The 19,130-nt window shown below is 36.3% G+C and carries 17 protein-coding genes; 10 read left to right on the plus strand and 7 right to left on the minus strand.

Annotated elements, in window-relative coordinates:
• Window positions 1-57: 57 nt before the first annotated feature.
• Window positions 58-729 (plus strand): substrate-binding periplasmic protein, encoded by a 672-nt coding sequence (locus IE155_RS16245; RefSeq protein ID WP_189379312.1) that lies wholly within the window; start codon window positions 58-60, stop codon window positions 727-729.
• Window positions 730-775: 46 nt separating this feature from the next.
• Here IE155_RS16245 and hrpB read toward each other — a convergent pair whose 3' ends face one another.
• Entirely contained in the window at window positions 776-3,412 is a 2,637-nt protein-coding gene (hrpB, locus tag IE155_RS16250) for an ATP-dependent helicase HrpB (protein WP_229817408.1), read from the minus strand.
• A gap of 215 nt (window positions 3,413-3,627) precedes the next feature.
• Between hrpB and IE155_RS16255 the strand changes: the two genes are divergently transcribed.
• On the plus strand, window positions 3,628-4,047 hold the full coding sequence (locus IE155_RS16255; RefSeq protein WP_189379313.1) for a hypothetical protein: 420 nt from the start codon (window positions 3,628-3,630) through the stop codon (window positions 4,045-4,047).
• A 29-nt stretch (window positions 4,048-4,076) separates the two neighbouring features.
• On the opposite strand, the gene pepB is transcribed toward IE155_RS16255, so the two are convergent.
• The gene (gene pepB / locus IE155_RS16260; RefSeq protein ID WP_189379314.1) at window positions 4,077-5,366 is read right to left on the minus strand and encodes an aminopeptidase PepB; all 1,290 of its coding nucleotides are present in this window, start codon (window positions 5,364-5,366) and stop codon (window positions 4,077-4,079) included.
• A gap of 159 nt (window positions 5,367-5,525) precedes the next feature.
• Between pepB and sfsA the strand changes: the two genes are divergently transcribed.
• The 7 genes from sfsA (at window position 5,526) to panC (ending at window position 11,622) form a co-directional block, all read left to right on the plus strand.
• The gene (gene sfsA, locus IE155_RS16265) at window positions 5,526-6,263 is read left to right on the plus strand and encodes a DNA/RNA nuclease SfsA (protein WP_189379315.1); all 738 of its coding nucleotides are present in this window, start codon (window positions 5,526-5,528) and stop codon (window positions 6,261-6,263) included.
• 260 nt (window positions 6,264-6,523) lie between these two features.
• A complete protein-coding gene (gene dksA, locus IE155_RS16270) occupies window positions 6,524-6,964 on the plus strand; it encodes an RNA polymerase-binding protein DksA (protein ID WP_189379316.1) in 441 nt (146 codons plus the stop codon).
• Window positions 6,965-6,977: 13 nt separating this feature from the next.
• Window positions 6,978-7,883 carry a tRNA glutamyl-Q(34) synthetase GluQRS gene (gene gluQRS / locus IE155_RS16275; protein WP_189379317.1) on the plus strand — a complete coding sequence of 302 codons (906 nt, stop codon included), beginning with the start codon at window positions 6,978-6,980 and terminating at the stop codon, window positions 7,881-7,883.
• A gap of 42 nt (window positions 7,884-7,925) precedes the next feature.
• Complete coding sequence (gene pcnB, locus IE155_RS16280) at window positions 7,926-9,377, plus strand: polynucleotide adenylyltransferase PcnB (RefSeq protein ID WP_268245258.1); 1,452 nt, start codon at window positions 7,926-7,928, stop codon at window positions 9,375-9,377.
• Window positions 9,378-9,381: 4 nt separating this feature from the next.
• Window positions 9,382-9,876, plus strand: coding sequence for a 2-amino-4-hydroxy-6-hydroxymethyldihydropteridine diphosphokinase (gene folK / locus IE155_RS16285; RefSeq protein WP_189379318.1), 495 nt, complete (start codon window positions 9,382-9,384; stop codon window positions 9,874-9,876).
• Window positions 9,877-9,955: 79 nt separating this feature from the next.
• Complete coding sequence (gene panB / locus IE155_RS16290; protein ID WP_189379319.1) at window positions 9,956-10,750, plus strand: 3-methyl-2-oxobutanoate hydroxymethyltransferase; 795 nt, start codon at window positions 9,956-9,958, stop codon at window positions 10,748-10,750.
• 8 nt (window positions 10,751-10,758) lie between these two features.
• Window positions 10,759-11,622 (plus strand): pantoate--beta-alanine ligase, encoded by an 864-nt coding sequence (gene panC, locus IE155_RS16295; protein ID WP_189379320.1) that lies wholly within the window; start codon window positions 10,759-10,761, stop codon window positions 11,620-11,622.
• An 86-nt stretch (window positions 11,623-11,708) separates the two neighbouring features.
• Here the strand turns inward: panC and IE155_RS16300 are convergent, their stop codons facing one another.
• From IE155_RS16300 to IE155_RS16320, 5 genes are all read right to left on the minus strand, one after another.
• On the minus strand, window positions 11,709-11,858 hold the full coding sequence (locus IE155_RS16300) for a hypothetical protein (protein ID WP_189379321.1): 150 nt from the start codon (window positions 11,856-11,858) through the stop codon (window positions 11,709-11,711).
• A gap of 240 nt (window positions 11,859-12,098) precedes the next feature.
• Window positions 12,099-13,751: a pyridoxal-dependent aspartate 1-decarboxylase PanP gene (gene panP / locus IE155_RS16305; protein ID WP_373295380.1), complete on the minus strand. Its 1,653-nt coding sequence runs from the start codon at window positions 13,749-13,751 to the stop codon at window positions 12,099-12,101.
• 388 nt (window positions 13,752-14,139) lie between these two features.
• A complete protein-coding gene (trmB, locus tag IE155_RS16310; protein ID WP_189379323.1) occupies window positions 14,140-14,826 on the minus strand; it encodes a tRNA (guanine(46)-N(7))-methyltransferase TrmB in 687 nt (228 codons plus the stop codon).
• 16 nt (window positions 14,827-14,842) lie between these two features.
• Complete coding sequence (locus IE155_RS16315) at window positions 14,843-15,616, minus strand: ABC transporter permease (RefSeq protein ID WP_189379324.1); 774 nt, start codon at window positions 15,614-15,616, stop codon at window positions 14,843-14,845.
• Window positions 15,616-16,578, minus strand: a complete 963-nt coding sequence (locus tag IE155_RS16320) for an ABC transporter ATP-binding protein (RefSeq protein WP_189379325.1) — start codon at window positions 16,576-16,578, stop codon at window positions 15,616-15,618. The genes IE155_RS16315 and IE155_RS16320 overlap by 1 nt, the downstream gene beginning before the upstream one ends.
• A 206-nt stretch (window positions 16,579-16,784) precedes the next feature.
• Between IE155_RS16320 and IE155_RS16325 the strand changes: the two genes are divergently transcribed.
• Complete coding sequence (locus tag IE155_RS16325) at window positions 16,785-19,106, plus strand: S9 family peptidase (protein WP_189379326.1); 2,322 nt, start codon at window positions 16,785-16,787, stop codon at window positions 19,104-19,106.
• Window positions 19,107-19,130 lie beyond the last annotated feature (24 nt).

Below are 19,130 nucleotides of genomic sequence, written 5' to 3' on the forward strand. Positions count from 1 at the left end.
TGGGTATTTATTATTACTCATAACATCTCTCATCATACTTCATTTTCTAAATAAAAGATGTCTACATTATTTGGGGAAGATCAGGTTATCCCTAACGAGAATAACGGTATTATACTAGAACTAATTACAAAAACTTTAGAACCTGAAGGTTATAAGATAACCCCCGTATACCTCCCTTATTTGAGAAGAATATATTTTTACAAGAATGGGACTGTTGATGTAGCGAGTGATATCAACAGTCACACAATTAAGACTGAAAATCTACCAGGTTATTATTCTGGTCCTGTTTATGAGTATCAGAATTATTTAATTTCTTTGTCTGAAAATAATTTCGCATTCAAAAGCCTAGATGATATTGGCACACAAAGTTTAATAAGTTGGCAAGGCGCTAAAAAACATTTAGGGGATCATTATAAGAAATTAATGGATAAACATCCGAATTACTCGGAGACACATGACCAAACTTTACAAGTTAAAGCACTGTTCTTAAAACGCTTTGAAATAGCTCAAATGGATTTACATATTTTTAAGTACTATCGGAATCAAATACAAAAAACTGGAGATATTGATACAACAGCCGAAGTCGATTTTTTTCCTATTCTTGGTACCAACCCGAACGGTTTTTTATTTAGAGATCAAAATATCAGAGATCTTTTTACAAAGCGTATCAAACAATTAAAGTCTAGTGGTGAGTATCAAAAAATACTTGATAAATACATTTCGAAATAACCTCTCAAATAAAAACATTAATAATATTAAAGATACAACTCAATGACTATTTAATTAGGGCATATTTTTTAGTTTTATTGGTTGCTATAGCATTTGCAGGGTCATCTGGCCAATAATGTTTTGGGTATTGAGCTTTCATTTCCTTCTGTACAGCTTTATAACTGCCTCGCCAAAAACCGGCCAAGTCAGCGGTTATTTGAATAGGCCGTTGTGCCGGCGATAGTAATTCAAAGGTCAAATTTACTTTTGACTTTTCATCGCCTACTGCTGGGCTAGTTTTTAGACCGTAAACTTCCTGCATAGGTAAAGAAACAACGGGAGCGTGTTCAAGACTGTAACGAATAGTGCACTTTCGTCCTGTTGGACCAACATAATAACTCGGTACGCATTTATTCAATAATTGCTGTTGTTGGTAATCAAGCATAGTTAACAGCATTTCAGATACATTCAATTTTAATAGCTGCGCTTTAGTGGTGATATTACTAACATAAGGTTTAAACCATAATGAAGCATTCTTAATAAGTGACTGCCCACTAACATCAGGAAAGTCATTATCGATTGATATTGAATTTAACCATTGCCACCTTAACAATAAATCTTTATCTTCTTTTTTCCATTTTAATAATGTCAGACCATGTTTCTTTAACTGCTCAAGCCAAATAGCAAAAACATCATCTTCATTCATCAGCGCTTTTTCTGCTTTTTCTTCAAGAATTATAGCGCCTATTTTTTTTTGTTTTACGGCATTTATACGTCCTGACTTTTCATCATAATGTAAGCTTTCATGATAATTTTGTTTGGCTAGTTTCCATGAAGTTAACTGTTGAATATCAACAATAGCCGCTAACCTTACTTGAAGTTGCTGTTGAAATTGCGTTAAATGTGCCGCAACCAAATATTCTTCATTATTTAATGCATCATGAAGATCCAATGTTACCCCTTTACCATAACTAGCAAGATAATCACCGGCGTTATTTCTACGTTTGAGTAACCGTTCTGGATAAGCCAAATAAACTAGAATACCGATATTACCTAATGGTAAGTTTGAAATTTGCTTAACCTGTATTTTATCCGCTAGCTTTTTCGCTTGAAGTAGAATTTGCCTACTTTTATAATTTTTATTATTAGAAAGAATAAATCGTATTCTTTGACTTATATCACTGTTGCCTCGCGATTGTTCTATTGAAAAAACATCTCGTTCTTCTAATAAGGCTGCTAATAAACAGGCAAGAAACGTAAAACCTTTACAGTCATATTTTTGCTCTAATGTTTTTGCTTGAATGATCATGTGGGCAAAGCGCGCATGACATGGCAACTGCACCACTTCTAGTCCATGAGGCGTTAATTTTCTTTTTTCATCAACGACATCAATATTTATTAAGGTTTGCCACGCTTGATTTTCGATAGCTTCATTAGGAAAGTCCAGCAATGGAATATCCGCTAACCGACTTACTTGCCAACGAGCCGCTTCAATAACCACAGGTAAAATATCAGCTTGATGAATGGCTAAACCACTTTGCAGTGAACGTCGTTGAAACTCTTCTTCATTAAACAGTCGAATACAATGCCCAGCAGATAATCGCCCCGCTCGTCCCATACGTTGAATCGCTGAAGATTTAGCGATATTTCGTTGAAGCAACTTATTTGTGAGAGTGTTCTCATCATAAATAGCGACTTTTTCAAGCCCTGAATCAATAACAATATTAATGCCTTCAATGGTTAAACTCGTTTCTGCAATATTAGTCGCTAAGACTATTTTTCTAACATTCTCTTTACAAGGCTGAATAGCTCGCTGTTGTTCTGCAAGACTCAGATCGCCATACAGTGGGCAAACAACTAATTCAGCATTCACAATATTTTCGAGTGCGGTTGCCAGATAACGAATATCTGCACTACTGGGGAGAAATACTAATATTGAACCTTGATGTGTGATTAATGTTTGTTTGATTACTACTGCAGCTTGATCTCGCCACGCACGAATATTCTTAATGGGCTGATATTCAACGGTTACCGGAAAACTTCTACCCGTCGTTTTTAGACTCAAAGCGTCTGGCAAAGCTTTTTGTAATTCATCGTTTGCCAAGGTTGCAGACATTAATAATAACCTTAAGTCTTCACGTAAACCTTGTTGAATATCGCGCGCTAAGGCAAAAGCTAAATCTGCTTGCAATGAACGTTCATGAAATTCATCAAATATAATTAATGAGGTATTAGCTAATTCAGGATCTGCTTGCATTATTTGCACTAAAATCCCTTCGGTTATGACTTCTAAACGGGTATTTTTTGAAACCTTACTTTCATTGCGTAAACGGTACCCCACACTTTGCCCTACAGGCTCCCCTATTTGTGCGGCTAAATATATAGCTATATTTTTTGCAGCAACTCGCCTAGGTTGTAAAAGGTATACTTTTCCTTGAATAGCGAGGTTATCTTCTAATAACCATAAAGGTAACCTTGTTGATTTACCCGCTCCGGGTTCAGCCGATAGAATCAACGTGAAATTTGATTTTAATGCACTCAAAAAGTCGGCTTTTATATTATCAATGGGTAATGGAGTAGGCATTATTTTACTTAAAAGGTCGTCTTTAAAAAATACTTCAATTCTAGCATTCAACATTCCGATTGACGTAAAGGTTTTTGGTAAAGATTGTTTAGCTTGATTAACGTATACAATTTCAAGCATTGTTCACGTTCAAGAACAATGAATTTCAATCACTAACTGTGAATGTTTAGGCTTTATTTTGAATGTTTTTATCCTAGGGTCTGTCATTAGTTAAAAAATAATCAACTGATTATTAACGTTTTAAATATTTGCATTTTCATCAAAACATGCTTACTTGGCAAATAATTCAAAAGTTGTTATTAATGGTTGTTCTTGTCAGACAATGGATTAGTACAATGAAACTTGCACAATATGATCAATACACTATTGAACTCGTTGAAAATATTCTGTTAGTGGATGCTAAAGGCCCGTTTGGCACAGAAGTTACCGAGCAATATGTACAAGATATGTATAATGCCTGCGAATTATTTAACCATAAGCCTTGGGGATTATTAGCGACTTTTTATGGTAATCGAGTATTTACCCCAGATGCTGAACTCGCATTAACTGAACTTACAAAGTATCGTGTGAAACGCGGAATGATAGCAAATGCAAGTGTTATTCTTAATAGTAACGCTGGTGATATTCAACAAATGCAATTACACCGAATCTATCAAAACTACAAACTCACTTTTCATGTTTTTAGTAATATAGAAAGTGCACGTTCATGGTTGCAAAGCTTTGTTACAGACAAAACACAAGCGCTAAAAGCATAATCGCCTGTGTTTTATCCATTATTATTGTATTACTGCGTGAGTAATAGATTGGCAATAGTTGCAATACTTAAGCCAGTAGCACCTGCTGCCCATTGATCATTAGCACTACCATTATAAGCCGCGGCTAAATCAAAGTGTAACCAACCTTTACTATCAACAAAGCGTGATAAAAATCCAGCTGCATTGCTGGCACCACCAGGACCACCACCAGGTACAGGACGGCTATTAGCAGTATCAGCGAATGCTGATGGACATTTTTCTTGGTGCCATTTTTCTAATGGAAGCTGCCATAAAGGTTCACTTTCAATATTAGCGGCTTGCTTAGCTTGCTCAGCGAGCTGCTCGTCTAAGGAAAATAATGCAGTGTAATCACCACCTGTTGCTAATACTGCAGCTCCTGTCAATGTTGCTGCATCAATGATCATTGAAGGATTATTTTCACTGGCCATTAATAAGCCATCAGCAAGTACAATTCGCCCTTCTGCATCTGTGTTAGCAATTTCACAACTAACACCATTCTTGTATGTTAAAATATCGCCTAATTTATATGCATTATTGCTCACCATATTTTCAGCACAGCACAAAATAAGCTTAACGCGCTTGTTTAGTCCTTGTCGTATGGCAAGAGCTAACGCTCCTGACACGACAGCGGCACCGCCCATATCGCATTTCATATGAAACATACCAACACTTGCTTTTAAGCTATAACCACCGCTATCAAAAGTAATGCCCTTACCCACTAAACATGTAGAAATTGGCGCTTGCTCATCATCCGTAGGGTTGTAATCAATTTCAACAATACATGGAGGGTTTACACTTCCTTTACCGACATTATATACACCAACCCAACCTTGCTTAGCTAGGTCATCCCCACTAATGAGACGACTACTAACGCAATCCGGCGCCTGAGCCGTTATATAATCCTGTGCTTGCTTAGCAAGTAATAATGGCGTTAATTCACTTGGCGTTTGATTCGTTAAATTACGTGACCATGCATAAACAGCAAGCTTATTATTAAGGGTATCTATAGTGGTTTGCTCACCCGTAAATTCAATATTGGTGAGCTTGCCAACACAAGTAAAACCTAAAGCAAAAGCCCATTGAGAATCTATTCCCCATAAATCACCTTTTAAACAAGCATGTTTCACGCCTAACTTTTCAATGCTACGGGCAGCTCGTTGAATATTTTTTAACGGTGAAGAAAAGCTTTTATCAAGGTAAATATAAATATCATCTTCAATAATTTGCAAAAGATTTTCATTCTGCCACTGAGACGAAGATTTATTGTTGGTTAAGAAGATATTAGTCACTGATGACATAGGTAAAGTTTCCTCATTTATGTGTTTATCTAGCTACACTTAAGTCGCAATATAATAGGCAAAGTTTATCACATTAAAACACCGCAGGAGTTAATCTTTTTATCAAATACGTTATAAATAAAGTACTATATAATGACGATGAATAGTTGATAAATCACATTGAAATTTGTACCTCCATTAAAACAAGCCATATTAATAAAACGTTATAAACGCTTTTTAGCTGATATTACTTTGCCTGATGGCTCTATCCATATCGCACATTGTGCAAATACAGGAGCAATGAAAGGTTGCGCTGAATCTGAAGATATCGTTTGGTACAGTACGTCAGATAATCCTAAACGTAAGTACCCTTTTAGCTGGGAAATCACGCAAACTAAAAATAATGACTTTATTTGCATTAATACACTACGTGCAAATCAAGTCGTTGAAGAAGCGCTAAACAATCAATCGATAAAAGAGCTAAATGGCTTTAGCTCTTTACAACGAGAAGTTAAATACGGTGCTGAAAATAGTCGTATTGATATATTATTAAAGTTTGAAGATAAGCCCGATACATATATCGAAGTTAAATCAGTCACCTTGCTTGAGAACAACAAAGGTTACTTCCCCGATGCAGTTACCACAAGAGGACAAAAGCACTTACGTGAATTAATAGAAATGGTCGAGCAAGGTAACCGAGCAGTATTATTTTTTGCTGTAATGCATTCTGGTATTAACAGCGTTCAAGCTGCTCAACATATTGATCCACAATATGCTAAATTATTAATCGAAGCAAAAAACAAAGGAGTAAAAATAATCGCTTACAAAGCTAATTTTTCAATCATTGATGGCATATTTGATATGAGCCTCAATAAGAAATTACCAGTGATTTTAACTGAAACAAAATTGGAAAATTAAAGATAAAGATTGACGCCATCTATAAAAACTTGTAAAAGAGCAGGCTTGCAGATAAATGCTTTTAGCTTAAATCAACCCATTTCTCGCTAAGGTGTTGATTTTATTTAAAAAGAAATTATATTTCCATTATATACTTGATTTCTATTTACTGTGACGCAATATAGTCCTCTTAACTTTAGGTCTATTAGATAATTGGCACATGCAGTCAACGGGTAACATTAAAACTACCTTTTGATCTAGTGAGTATTAGGAGAATGAGCATGCCAAACAAAAAAGCTTTAGGTATTTTGGCATTAGCCGGTGTAGAACCGTACCAAGAAAAGCCTAACGAAGAATACATGGGCCCTGAGCAATTAGAACACTTTAAAAAGATTCTGGATGCTTGGCGCATACAATTACGTGAAGAAGTTGATCGTACTGTTACCCATATGCAAGACGAAGCAGCTAACTTCCCTGATCCTGTAGATCGTGCAGCACAAGAAGAAGAATTTAGTTTAGAGCTTCGTACGAGAGATCGTGAACGTAAACTCATTAAGAAAATTGAAAAAACATTACAACTTATTGAAGATGACGATTTTGGCTTCTGTAACTCATGTGGAATTGAAATTGGTATTCGTCGCTTGGAAGCTCGCCCAACAGCCGACTTATGTATCGAATGTAAAACCCTAGCAGAAATAAAAGAACGTCAAATGGCTGGCTAAGAAGCCATTTGTAATGCAAAACAGTATTTCAGAGCGACACGATAATCCGTATCGTGGTCGCTTTGCTCCCTCCCCGTCAGGTTTACTCCACTTTGGTTCTTTGATCACAGCTCTTGCTAGTTTTTTAGATGCACGCAAAAATAATGGAATTTGGCTTGTACGAATTGAAGATATAGATCCACCAAGAGAGTTAGCTGGAGCAAGCGAAAATATACTAAAAACCCTTGATGCTTATGGGCTACATTGGGATGAAAATGTCTTATATCAAAGTAAGCAAAGTGAGCGCTATCGCGCACTATTGAATCAACTTCATAAAAGTCACCGTTGCTATTACTGCCAATGTACACGTGCTAATATAAAAGCCTTAGGCGGCATTTATCAAGGACATTGCCGGCAACTTAACTGCTCTCATCATCATGCGGCTGTCCGGTTAATAAACACGCATCCAATTAATCATTTTACCGATATAATTCAAGGCTCAGTCCATGGTGATGATGCGTTAGCAAACGAAGATTTTATTATACACCGTAAAGACGGTCTTTTTGCCTACCAACTTGCCGTTGTTGCTGACGATATTTATCAAAAAATTACCCATGTAATACGCGGGTGCGATTTATTAGAGCCAACAATGAGACAATTAACTTTATTTGATACCCTGGACAAATCTCCCCCTCAATATGGTCATATTCCACTAGCTGTAACCAGCGAAGGGTATAAGCTTAGTAAGCAAAATAAAGCGCCAGCTATTGATATAAGCGCCCCCCAAAAATCATTAGTGCAGGCATTAGCTTTCTTAGGACAACAACCAGCCCCATCACTAATTAATGCTAGTGTGGCTCAAATCATAGAGTGGGCAATTGAACATTGGCAAATAGATAATGTGCCTAAGGTACAAAAAATCACCTTATTTGAACAATAATTGTCGCTTTTCAATTCTCTTTTTTAGCATTCTGGTATATTATTGCGCGGCAATAAAAATAGTGCCCGCCAGGAAATCGTTATTAAAAAAGTCATCAATTTGTGTAAAAAAGTATTCACGAGCCCTAAAAGTAAAAACAAAAAAAACAGTAGTACAGCCACTGTTTTAACCCGAGACATGCACTCGGTATCTCGTAAATTTATAAGTATTAATGCGTTAAAAGTATTAAACAGACTTAACAGCTCTGGCTACGATGCCTATTTAGTGGGTGGTGGTGTTCGTGATATATTACTTGGAATATCACCGAAAGATTTCGATATTGCAACCAATGCAACCCCAGAACAAATTAAGACACTTTTTAGGAACTGCCGTCTGATAGGTAGACGTTTTCGATTAGCACATATCGTATTTGGCCGAGATATTATTGAAGTAGCCACCTTTCGTGGGCATCACGATACTGCAAGTGAAAAACAGCAACAATGCCAAAAACAATCGAAACAAAGTGAACATGGCATGTTATTGCGCGATAACATTTACGGCTCGATCGAAGAAGATGCCGAGCGCAGAGATTTTACCATAAATGCTCTTTATTACAGCGCTAAAGACTTCACCGTACATGATTTTGCTAATGGTATTCAAGATATTAACGATAGACAAATTCGTTTAATTGGCGATCCTGAAACTCGCTACAGGGAAGATCCTGTTAGAATGTTAAGAGCTATTCGTTTTGCGACTAAACTTAATATGGAAATTAGTAAAAAAACTAAGCAACCAATTAAGTCATTAGCCCCACTCTTAGCAAATATTCCTCCCGCTCGCATGTTTGAAGAATTTAATAAGCTATTTTTATCCGGCAAAGCCTTAGTTAATTTTAACCAATTAAGAGAATACCAATTATTTACCTATTTCTTTCCAATAGTTGAGCAAGCATTGCAAAGCGATGAATTTCCTTATCTGGCAAACCTCATAGCTACCGCATTATCAAACACCGATGACCGTATTAATAATGATAAACGTGTAACACCTGCTTTTTTATTCGCAGCAGTTTTATGGTATCCATTACAGCAGAAAATACTACAGCTTAAAGCCACAACAACAATGACACCACAAGACACATTTTTTTCCGCTTATCATGAAATTATGTCTGAGCAACAACGCAGTATTGCAATACCAAAACGCTTCCAAGCGGTAATGAAAGATATTTGGATATTACAAGAAAAGTTTGAACGTCGAGAAGGTAAAAAAGCCTTTAAAACATTGGAGCATATCAAATTTAGAGCGGGTTATGACTTCTTATTGTTACGTGCAACACTCGAGCATGAAAATACTGAATTGGTTAAATTGTCACAATGGTGGACTGACTTTCAACACAGTAACTACGACACCCAACAAATTATGATAAAATCTGTTGCTAAACCTGTCAGTAAACGCAGTCCACGTAAAAAAAGAAAGCCTAAAAGCCCACAAAAAAATGCATCGAACACCCAAGAGTAAAGCCATGACGTTAGTTTACATTGGTCTTGGGAGTAATTTATCAAATCCTAAACAGCAGATAATTAATGCATTAGAACAACTTGAGCATATTGAAAATACGCAGCTTGTTACAGTATCTTCATTATATTACAGTCGTCCAATGGGACCACAAGACCAGCCTGATTATATGAATGCAGTGGCAGCACTTAATACCTCATTGTCTCCTCTTAAGTTGCTTAATAATTTACAAGCTATTGAGAACAACGCGGGTAGAGTACGTAAAGACAATCGCTGGGGGGCAAGAATTCTCGATTTAGACATATTACTATTCGGTCAGGAAGTCATTAATACCGACAGACTTATCATTCCACATTATGGCTTACATTTACGTGAATTTGTCGTAATCCCTTTAGCCGAAATAGCCCCTGAGTTACAACTTCCTGATGGCCAATCAATCTCATTACTTGCCCGTAACATTGATATCAATGGACTTAAAGTTCATAGCAAGCTGCGTGATTAACTTCACTCAGTTATAATTAAACGTTAATATATAAAAAGTTTATCTTATTAACTCACCACCTAAGCTTAGTGGAAAAATGATGAAAAAAATAACCACCGCAACTTTACGAAAAATGAAACAACAAGGTGAAAAAATATCAACGATCACCGCTTACGATGCAAGTTTCGCCAAAATTTTTGACCAAGCGGGTATTCACGCCATTTTAATTGGTGACTCTTTGGGTATGGTTTTACAAGGTCAAGATGATACATTACCCGTAAACATCGAACATATGGCCTACCACACACAATGTGTTAAGCGTGGCGTCGAAAATACACTCATCATTAGCGATATGCCTTTTATGAGCTACGCAACCACTGAGCAAGCTTATACAAATGCGGCAAAATTAATGCAAGCCGGTGCAAGCATGGTAAAAATTGAAGGGGGGAAATGGTTAGTTGATACCATCAAAGGCCTAGTAGAAAGAGGTATTCCTGTTTGTGCACACCTTGGCTTAACACCACAGTCAGTTAACGTATTTGGTGGCTTTAAAGTACAAGGTCGTGAACAAAGTCAAGCTAATGAAATGATCGAACATGCCAAACTATTAGAAGCAGCTGGCGCACAATTACTTGTTTTAGAATGTATTCCAGCAAATTTAGGTAAAGCTATTTCCCAAGCGGTATCTATTCCTACAATAGGTATTGGGGCTGGTAAAGATACCGACGGACAAATACTCGTTATGCACGACGCCTTAGGTATTTCTTGCAGTTACATGCCTAAATTTTCTCGTAACTTTCTAATCGACACTGGAGATATTCAAAAAGCCGTTGAACTTTATATATCAGAAGTAACCAATGGTAATTTTCCAAGTGAAGACCACATATTTAATTAGTGATACAAATGAAAACAACAAACGAAATAATTGAAGTACGTAAACAAGTCAAAGCCTGGCGCAAAGAAGGACTAACCGTTGCGTTTGTACCAACGATGGGTAACTTACATTCTGGTCACATATCATTAATTACTGAAGCACTGCAACACGCTGACCGAATTGTTGCAAGTATTTTTGTTAACCCTATGCAATTTGGCGCAAATGAAGATATCGATAGTTACCCGCGTACTATGCAAGCAGATCAAGAAAAGCTTGCCGCTGCAGGAACCGATTTACTTTTCACTCCAACTTCTGACATTATTTATCCAAAGGGAACAGATAAACAAAGCTATATTGAAGTGCCAAATGTATCCGAAGGTTATTGCGGAGAAAGCCGACCAGGGCATTTTCGTGGTGTAGCGACAGTCGTTTGCAAACTATTTAATATTGTTCAGCCTGATGTGGCTTGTTTTGGTTTAAAAGATTATCAACAAGTACAAGTCATTCAAACCATGGTTGAAGACTTATCTATGCCTATTAAGATCATTCCAGTCGCAACAGTTAGAGAAGCCAGTGGTCTTGCGTTGAGCTCTCGAAATGGTTACCTCACAGAAGAAGAGAAAAAAATAGCTCCAGCTTTAAGTCAAAATATTCATTGGCTTGCAGAAAAAATTCAACACGATACAGACTTTATCGGTTTGGCTAAGCAAGCAGCAAGCTTTATAGATAATGCTGGATTAAAAACAGACTATATCCATATTTGTCATGCACAAACACTACAACCCGCTAGTGAAGACGATACGGAGCTTGTTATTCTCGCTGCAGCCCATTGCGGTAAGGCGCGTTTAATTGATAATTTACAGGTTCATTTAAATAAGCCACTTACATCTTAAGAAAACAAATTTGTAATATTTCACTCTAGCAAACAAAAAAGGGATAAACTTGATATGTTTATCCCTTTCTTTGATGATATTTTATATTATTCGTATGAGCGCTCTAACCACATAATTTGTGATTTTAGATCAGCTATTTCTTCTTGTGCTTTCGCTAATTGCTGTTCAATCGCAACGGCATCATAGTTTCTTTCATTTGTTTGATTAGTTGTAAATTGACTTTCATTGCACTGCATAAAAACTCTCCACCCATGTAAGTTAAGTTGAATTATTACACAATGAATTACAAAATAAAAGCATATAAGTTACGATTCATAAAAAAACCGTAAGAGAAATAAGTGTTTTTTATATGGAATATAAAATAAGTCATTAATTTTCATTACTTTAAAACAAAAACAAACGAAACATAATGCTTTCAATTACATTTCAAAACGAAAGAATAATTGGTCATTTTCAATGGGTATCTACTGTTTTGATCAAATTAACTGAGAAGATTTTTCAAATAACTTAGGTAAAAAGCTTATACTTTCTTGTGCTAATTCAGCTTGTTCTTGGAGAATATCGTTTAATATAGCTTTAGTGGTTAGAGGATTTGCTAACACCACGCGAAACACCAGTGTTTTACGATTTTGATATTTACCTACTTCTATCCGTGTACGTGAAACAAATGACTTACCATTTTCACGTTGGCGCTTTTGGATAAATTTAGTGAGCTGATCAAGTAATTGATTCACCGCTAATTGTTCTTTTTCATTACAACGCTCTAGATAATCTTGAACCTGTTTAGGGTTATATCTATAGGTTAATAAACAAAGTTCAGGCTTAGTAATGAGTTCAAAGTCTTCATGTTGGTCGATAATTTGCGCATAATAATTGGCTTTATCAATACTTTGATTAATTAATAATTCATACCCTGGTCGACTAATTATATGCAAGCTGGCATAAACTAACATTGCCATACCTGGCCTAGAGCCTTCAAGTGTATGAGAGCCTAAATCTTTGGAGCCTTTCCGTAAAATATATTCAGCATGATGTTCAATAGATGATGCTAATGAAGGATTCTTAAAGACAACTAAACCTGCTCCCATAGGCACATACATCTGTTTGTGCGCATCAATGGTGACAGAATCGGCTAATTCAACACCTTTCAAAATACTACGATGCTTATTAGAAAGCAGTGTGGCACCACCCCAAGCTGCATCAACATGAAAATGACAACTAAATTCTTGCGCTATATGGGCCATTTTCTCTAATAGATCTACACTACCGGTTTCTGTTGTTCCTGCAACACCAACAATACTTAAGATAGCAATGTTTTGCTGTTGTAGCTCTAAACACTTTTCACGTAATTTAGCGCAATCAATACGGTTATGTTCATCAGTGGGTATGGCAATAACACTATCACGACCAATGCCAAGGATATCTGCAGATTTTTTTAATGAATAATGACCTCGACTAGACACTAATATAACAAGACCATTATATTGATAATGATTTAATGCAGCGAACAAGCCTTGTTGCGCCACACCTTTAAAGTTTCCATCCGCTTTCAGTAAGTTATTTCTCGCAACCCATAATGCGGTAATGTTGGCAACAGTGCCACCCGAGCAAAATGCTCCCAAAGAATGCTTTGCACTATGCATCCAACGTTGATAAAAAGTATCATCTTCTTGATAAACCAAGCGATGCATCATACCCAGCACTTGACGTTCTAATGGCGTAAATGCTTTAGATGTTTCAATTTTAACCAAGTTTTGATTTAAGCCCACCATAAGCTTAGACAAGGGCAAAATAAAATAAGGAAGTGCTGATGTCATATGCCCAATAAAACTTGGGCTAGATGTATGTACCGATTGTGCTACCAGCTTTTCAAGTAAATGATGCATGTGATCAGACACATAAGCAGGGTCTTCAGGAATAGCTGAACACGCAAAATCTTTTTCAATTGAGGTAAGTAAATGATCTTTTGCAACAATATGATCACCAAGAAAACCCGCAAGGTTTTGCGACATTTCTTGTTCTATTAGCCCGAGCGTAGAGTCAGGCGCTTCTGGAATGGTAAAGATGCGATGTAACGATTCTTCTGTAGCCGTAGCTTTAGCCGCACTTTTATTAGCCGTCATAGACATTCACTTAATACGCCTTCCTTATTATTAGGAAAGCCGAAACGATTTATAATAAGAGCGGCACTTTAATAAAATTTATCGCAAATGTCTTGTATTTTTCATGTTAATTACATCTTATGCGACTAAAGAGGCAAGATAAACCAAGCCTAATTCAATCAATACTAAACCGCTAAACGCCACCATCAATACATTTTTTTTGATATTATCAGTCATCTTATTCTTCCTTAGAAATAAACATACCGAATAACAATCAACATTCACGCCAAAACAGTAAGCAATTGATAATTATAAATTTAAAACACATTGATTCTATAAAAAATAATTTTTGATAATATTTTTAGCTAAAATTTAGCTTTTTTCACTAACTTCTCAATCTGTTGGCAGTTACTTATTAATTAATAAGTAACTGCCAACACTCTTGCCCACTTGCTTTATATTTAGCCTCAAAAGGTGTTAAAGCTTGTTTATCATCAACTGAGGTGATTTCACCTTCCTTACCAACTAAAGCGGCGGCGAATTGAAATTCTTCTAAATATAATCGCCAGTTACTACGCAAGATTAATGTACTCCCTAGTTTCAATATTTCAGGAAATACCGCACTACCATGCCAACGCCTTTGAATATGCTTAGCTTTAGGCCAAGGGTTAGGGTATAAAATGAAATGTTGAGCTACGGGCCATTGTGCTTCAACGGCTAAACGATAAAAGTCATTTAAATCTGCACGAGCTAAAATATAATTATCGACTTCTTGTGTACCAGTGTTAACCACTAATTCGCTATCATTACGATTAATACGATGAGCTGACTTATCAATACCAATGACTAAAGCATCAGGATGCATTTTAGCCAATAAGCGAGTGCTTTGACCAACGCCACAGCATGAATCAAATATCACGTTACCTATATGTTGCTGAACTCGTTCATTAACCTGCTCAAATGCTTTTAGCGTATGCTCCTGCACTGGCTTTTTTGACGGGTGAGCCAAATGCTTAAGTACCAATGACTCTAGCTTTTCATGTATACCAGGTTGATTAGTAATAATTGCTTTAGAGTCACCGATCACTTCTAAATTTTTCATTTTCGAATACTCTTGATTAGCTACGTAAGCCAATACCTTTGGTGATCAATGTCATCGCAATAGCAAATAGAGACACAATAAACACAAATAAAACACCAAATGACACAGTCAAACTAACATCTGAGATACCCAAAAAACCATAACGAAACGCATTAACCATATACACTATTGGATTAATCTGGGATACACCTTGCCAAAAATCAGGTAACAAACTAATTGAATAAAACACTCCACCTAAATAGGTTAACGGGGTTAAAACAAAAGTAGGAATAATAGAAATATCATCAAAACTGCCTGCAAATATCGCATTAATTAATCCGCCTAATGCAAAAGTCGCCGAGGTTAAACTTACCGTTATTATAATCACCCAAATATTATGTATTTGTATTTCAACAAAAAATAATGAGACCAATGTTACGATTAATCCAACGAGAATCCCCCGAGCCATACCTCCGCCCACGTAACCGGCAACAATGACCCAATTGGGGACAGGTGCGACCAACATTTCTTCAACATTACGCTGCCATTTAGCACTAAAAAATGAACTGGCTACATTAGAATAGGAATTTGTAATCACACTCATCATAATGAGCCCCGGCACAATAAAAGACATGTAATCAAAGCCTCCCATCTCACCAATACGAGCACCAATTAATGAGCCAAAAATAACGAAATACAAACTGATAGTAATTGCTGGTGGTACTAATGTTTGCACCCAAATACGTATAAACCTATGTATCTCTTTATACATAATACTTTTAAGAGCGACGAAATTTCTTTTTGACGACATTAGTTAGCTCCTGCTTCAGGTTTATCTGACGATTTCTCGTTATTATTACCTAAACCATTGCTGACTAAGGTGACAAATAATTCTTCTAAACGATTAGATTTATTACGCATACTTTTTACATCTATCTTTTGGTCTGTAAGTTGAGTAAACACTTGATTAATATTTTGCGATTTCTTTACATCAATTTCTAACGAATGTTCGTCAAGTATACGGTAACTAAAACCGTCTAATGATGGTGAAACAGATGTTTCTGCATGATCTAAAACAAAAGTTTCTACATCTAATTTTGACAATAATGCCTTCATTGTGGTGTTTTCAACAATCAGACCTGAATCTATTATTGCAATATTTCTACAAAGCATTTCTGCTTCTTCTAAGTAATGCGTGGTTAAAATAATAGTAATACCTTGCTGATTTAGCTCGCGTAAAAAATCCCACATTGAACGTCGTAGCTCAATATCAACACCAGCAGTTGGCTCATCAAGAATTAACATTTTTGGCTCATGCATTAAGGCACGAGCTATCATTAATCGCCTTTTCATTCCTCCAGATAACATACGAGCGGCGGCGTGTCGCTTCTCCCATAAATCAAGCTGCTTTAAATACTTTTCAGCTCTTTTATGGGCTAAACTGCGTTCTACACCATAATAACCAGCTTGATTAACAAGAATGGTTGTTAATGATTCAAATTGATTAAAGTTGAATTCTTGAGGTACTAAACCAATATAACTTTTAGCCGCTTCTAGCTCAGTATCTAGATCGTGTCCAAACACTTTCACCTGACCTGACGTTTTATTAACTAACGAGGTAATAACGCCAATCGTCGTCGATTTTCCCGCACCATTAGGCCCTAATAATGCAAAAAAATCGCCTTCATTAACCGTGAGATCTATACCTTTGAGAGCTTCAAAGCCACCTTTATAGACTTTTTTTAATGCAGATATTTCAAGTGCTTTTAGCATGATTCACCTTAACTAGTGTGGGGATTGGTTTATATACCCATGCCATTTAAAGTAGTATGGGGGTAGCAATAGCTAATTAACTGGGGGCATTTTCGCCTTTTTCAATAAAATTTCTGATAAATTGCAAGATATTTTCGACCAATTACATTGCTAGAATATTGTATACAATTTAAAGTAGGTACAAATTTAATCAAAGTTGAGATGAAATGAAAAAAATTTTACATTGGATGGCTTTAACAGGGAGCGCTATTTCATTAGTCGCTTGTCAAAGTATTTCAAGCAATGGCAGTACCACTGCAAAAAGTACATTAATCACTCCACAATTAACTATTGAAAAAATATATAAAGATAACAACTTCAGTTCTGATCATATTGGCCGCATTAGGTGGTTGGCTGATGGTTCAGGTTATACCGCAATAGAAGACTCTGCGACAAAAATCATCGATGATAACGGTGAAGAAAAAAGTCTAGGAAAAGATATTGTTGTCTATAATCCTGAAACGTTAGCCAAAAAGGTATTAATAACTGCTGAGCAATTAATACCTGAAGGAGAAAACAAACCTTTAACAATCGATAATTATATTTGGTCTAACGATAGGCAAAAGTTACTTATTTATACCAACAGCAAACGTGTATGGCGTTCCAATAGCCGAGGTGATTATTGGGTGTTAACGCTTGCCAATAATCAATTACATAAATTAGGTGGTCAATTAGCTAAACCTAGCACATTAATGTTTGCAAAATTTTCCTCTGATGCCACTAAAGTTGCTTATGTTTTTGAAAATAATATTTATGTTGAAGAAATCGATAAACCTAATAAAGACAATACAATAAAACAATTAACCAAAGATGCTGGCAATGGCGTGATCAATGGATTATTTGATTGGGTTTACGAGGAAGAGTTTCAAATAAAGGACGGTTTTAGATGGAGTCCTGACGATAGTAAGATAGCCTACTGGCAACTTGACACCAAAGGCAGTAAAGATTTCATCATGATTAATAACACTGATGAACTTTACCCTACAATAACTAAATTTCCTTACCCCAAAGTTGGAGAAACCAATGCCCTTGCCAAAGTCGGCATAGTCGATTTGAACACAGCAAAGACAGTTTGGAGCCAATTACCTAATAACTCACGCGATATGTATATTCCTCGTATGAATTGGAGCGGTAATAGTGACGAAATATTAATACAACATTTAAATCGTAAGCAAGATACTAACAATTTATATCTTACTAGCGCATCTACTGGTGAAGTAACAAAAATTTATACAGAAAAAGATGAATACTTTTTAGACGGTATTACTGATGCTAAGTGGATTGAAAATGGCCAATTCTTCATTTGGACAAGTGAAACGAGCGGCTGGCGTCATTTTTACAAAATATCACGAGACGGAAAAACCAAATTAGATTTAACACCAGGTCAATTTGATACCATCAGTATTGAAGCGGTAGATGAACAAAATGGCTGGCTATATTATATCGCTTCTCCTAAAAATGTATCTCAACGCTATTTGTTTAGAAGCCGATTAGACGCAAGTACTGTTAACCAAAAAATCACACCTAATTCATTTGCTGGTTCAAACAGTTATCAAATGTCTGAAGATGGTCAATGGGCGATACATTCTTTTTCAACCTTTGATCGCCCCACACAAAAAAGTTTGATTAAAGTTGAAGGTCATCAACAAAAACACATGATGATGGACAACAAAGCATTAATTGAAAAATTAGCAAAACTTAATATCGCTAAAACCGAGTTTTTTCAAGTAGAAGCACAAGATGGTTTGGTACTTGATGGCTACATCACTCGCCCATATAACTTTGACCCAACAAAAAAATACCCTATTATTTTTTATGTTTATGGTGAAGCTTGGGGGCAAACAGTTCAAGACAGATGGAATGGTAATGCTTACCTTTGGAATCAAATGTTAGCCGAACAAGGCTATATACTCGCTTCAATTGATAATCGAGGCACACGAGCACCCAAAGGCAGAGAATGGCGTAAACAAGTTTATGGTGCGATTGGCGTGTTGTCTTCTAGGGATCAATCAGACGCGTTAATAGCCATGGCTAAACGCTGGAGTTACATAGACACTAATCGCGTTGGCATTTGGGGACACTCTGGTGGTGGCTCAATGACACTTAACATGATGTTTCGTTACCCTGAGCAATATCATGTAGGTATTTCATTAGCCCCCGTACCTGATCAAAAGCTATACGACACCATTTATCAAGAGCGCTATTCAGGCCTACTTCCAGAATATGAAGAAGGCTATAAACAAGGCTCACCTATAACACATGCTAAAAACCTACAGGGTAAGTTATTGTTAATACACGGTACCGGTGATGACAATGTTCATTATCAGGGTACCGAACGCTTAATTAACGAATTAGTTAAACACAATCGTCAATTTGATTTTATGTCATACCCCAATAGAACTCATGGTATTAAAGAAGGAGAGGGTACAACGTTGCATTTGAAAACGATGATGACAGAATACTTTAACGATAACTTAATGAATAAATAAAATAGTAGCTCTAAATGTTACTTG

It is taken from the genome of Thalassotalea profundi (genome assembly GCF_014653195.1).
In the GTDB taxonomy this organism is placed as follows: Bacteria; Pseudomonadota; Gammaproteobacteria; order Enterobacterales; family Alteromonadaceae; genus Thalassotalea_B; species Thalassotalea_B profundi.

Coding starts and splice junctions, on each gene's coding strand:
- IE155_RS16245 (WP_189379312.1), top strand. CDS start 58: ATGTCTACATTATTTGGGGAAGATCAGGTTATCCCTAACGAGAATAAC.
- hrpB (WP_229817408.1), bottom strand. CDS start 3,412: ATGCTTGAAATTGTATACGTTAATCAAGCTAAACAATCTTTACCAAAA.
- IE155_RS16255 (WP_189379313.1), top strand. CDS start 3,628: ATGAAACTTGCACAATATGATCAATACACTATTGAACTCGTTGAAAAT.
- pepB (WP_189379314.1), bottom strand. CDS start 5,366: ATGTCATCAGTGACTAATATCTTCTTAACCAACAATAAATCTTCGTCT.
- dksA (WP_189379316.1), top strand. CDS start 6,524: ATGCCAAACAAAAAAGCTTTAGGTATTTTGGCATTAGCCGGTGTAGAA.
- gluQRS (WP_189379317.1), top strand. CDS start 6,978: ATGCAAAACAGTATTTCAGAGCGACACGATAATCCGTATCGTGGTCGC.
- folK (WP_189379318.1), top strand. CDS start 9,382: ATGACGTTAGTTTACATTGGTCTTGGGAGTAATTTATCAAATCCTAAA.
- panB (WP_189379319.1), top strand. CDS start 9,956: ATGAAAAAAATAACCACCGCAACTTTACGAAAAATGAAACAACAAGGT.
- panC (WP_189379320.1), top strand. CDS start 10,759: ATGAAAACAACAAACGAAATAATTGAAGTACGTAAACAAGTCAAAGCC.
- IE155_RS16300 (WP_189379321.1), bottom strand. CDS start 11,858: ATGCAGTGCAATGAAAGTCAATTTACAACTAATCAAACAAATGAAAGA.
- panP (WP_373295380.1), bottom strand. CDS start 13,751: ATGTCTATGACGGCTAATAAAAGTGCGGCTAAAGCTACGGCTACAGAA.
- trmB (WP_189379323.1), bottom strand. CDS start 14,826: ATGAAAAATTTAGAAGTGATCGGTGACTCTAAAGCAATTATTACTAAT.
- IE155_RS16315 (WP_189379324.1), bottom strand. CDS start 15,616: ATGTCGTCAAAAAGAAATTTCGTCGCTCTTAAAAGTATTATGTATAAA.
- IE155_RS16320 (WP_189379325.1), bottom strand. CDS start 16,578: ATGCTAAAAGCACTTGAAATATCTGCATTAAAAAAAGTCTATAAAGGT.
- IE155_RS16325 (WP_189379326.1), top strand. CDS start 16,785: ATGAAAAAAATTTTACATTGGATGGCTTTAACAGGGAGCGCTATTTCA.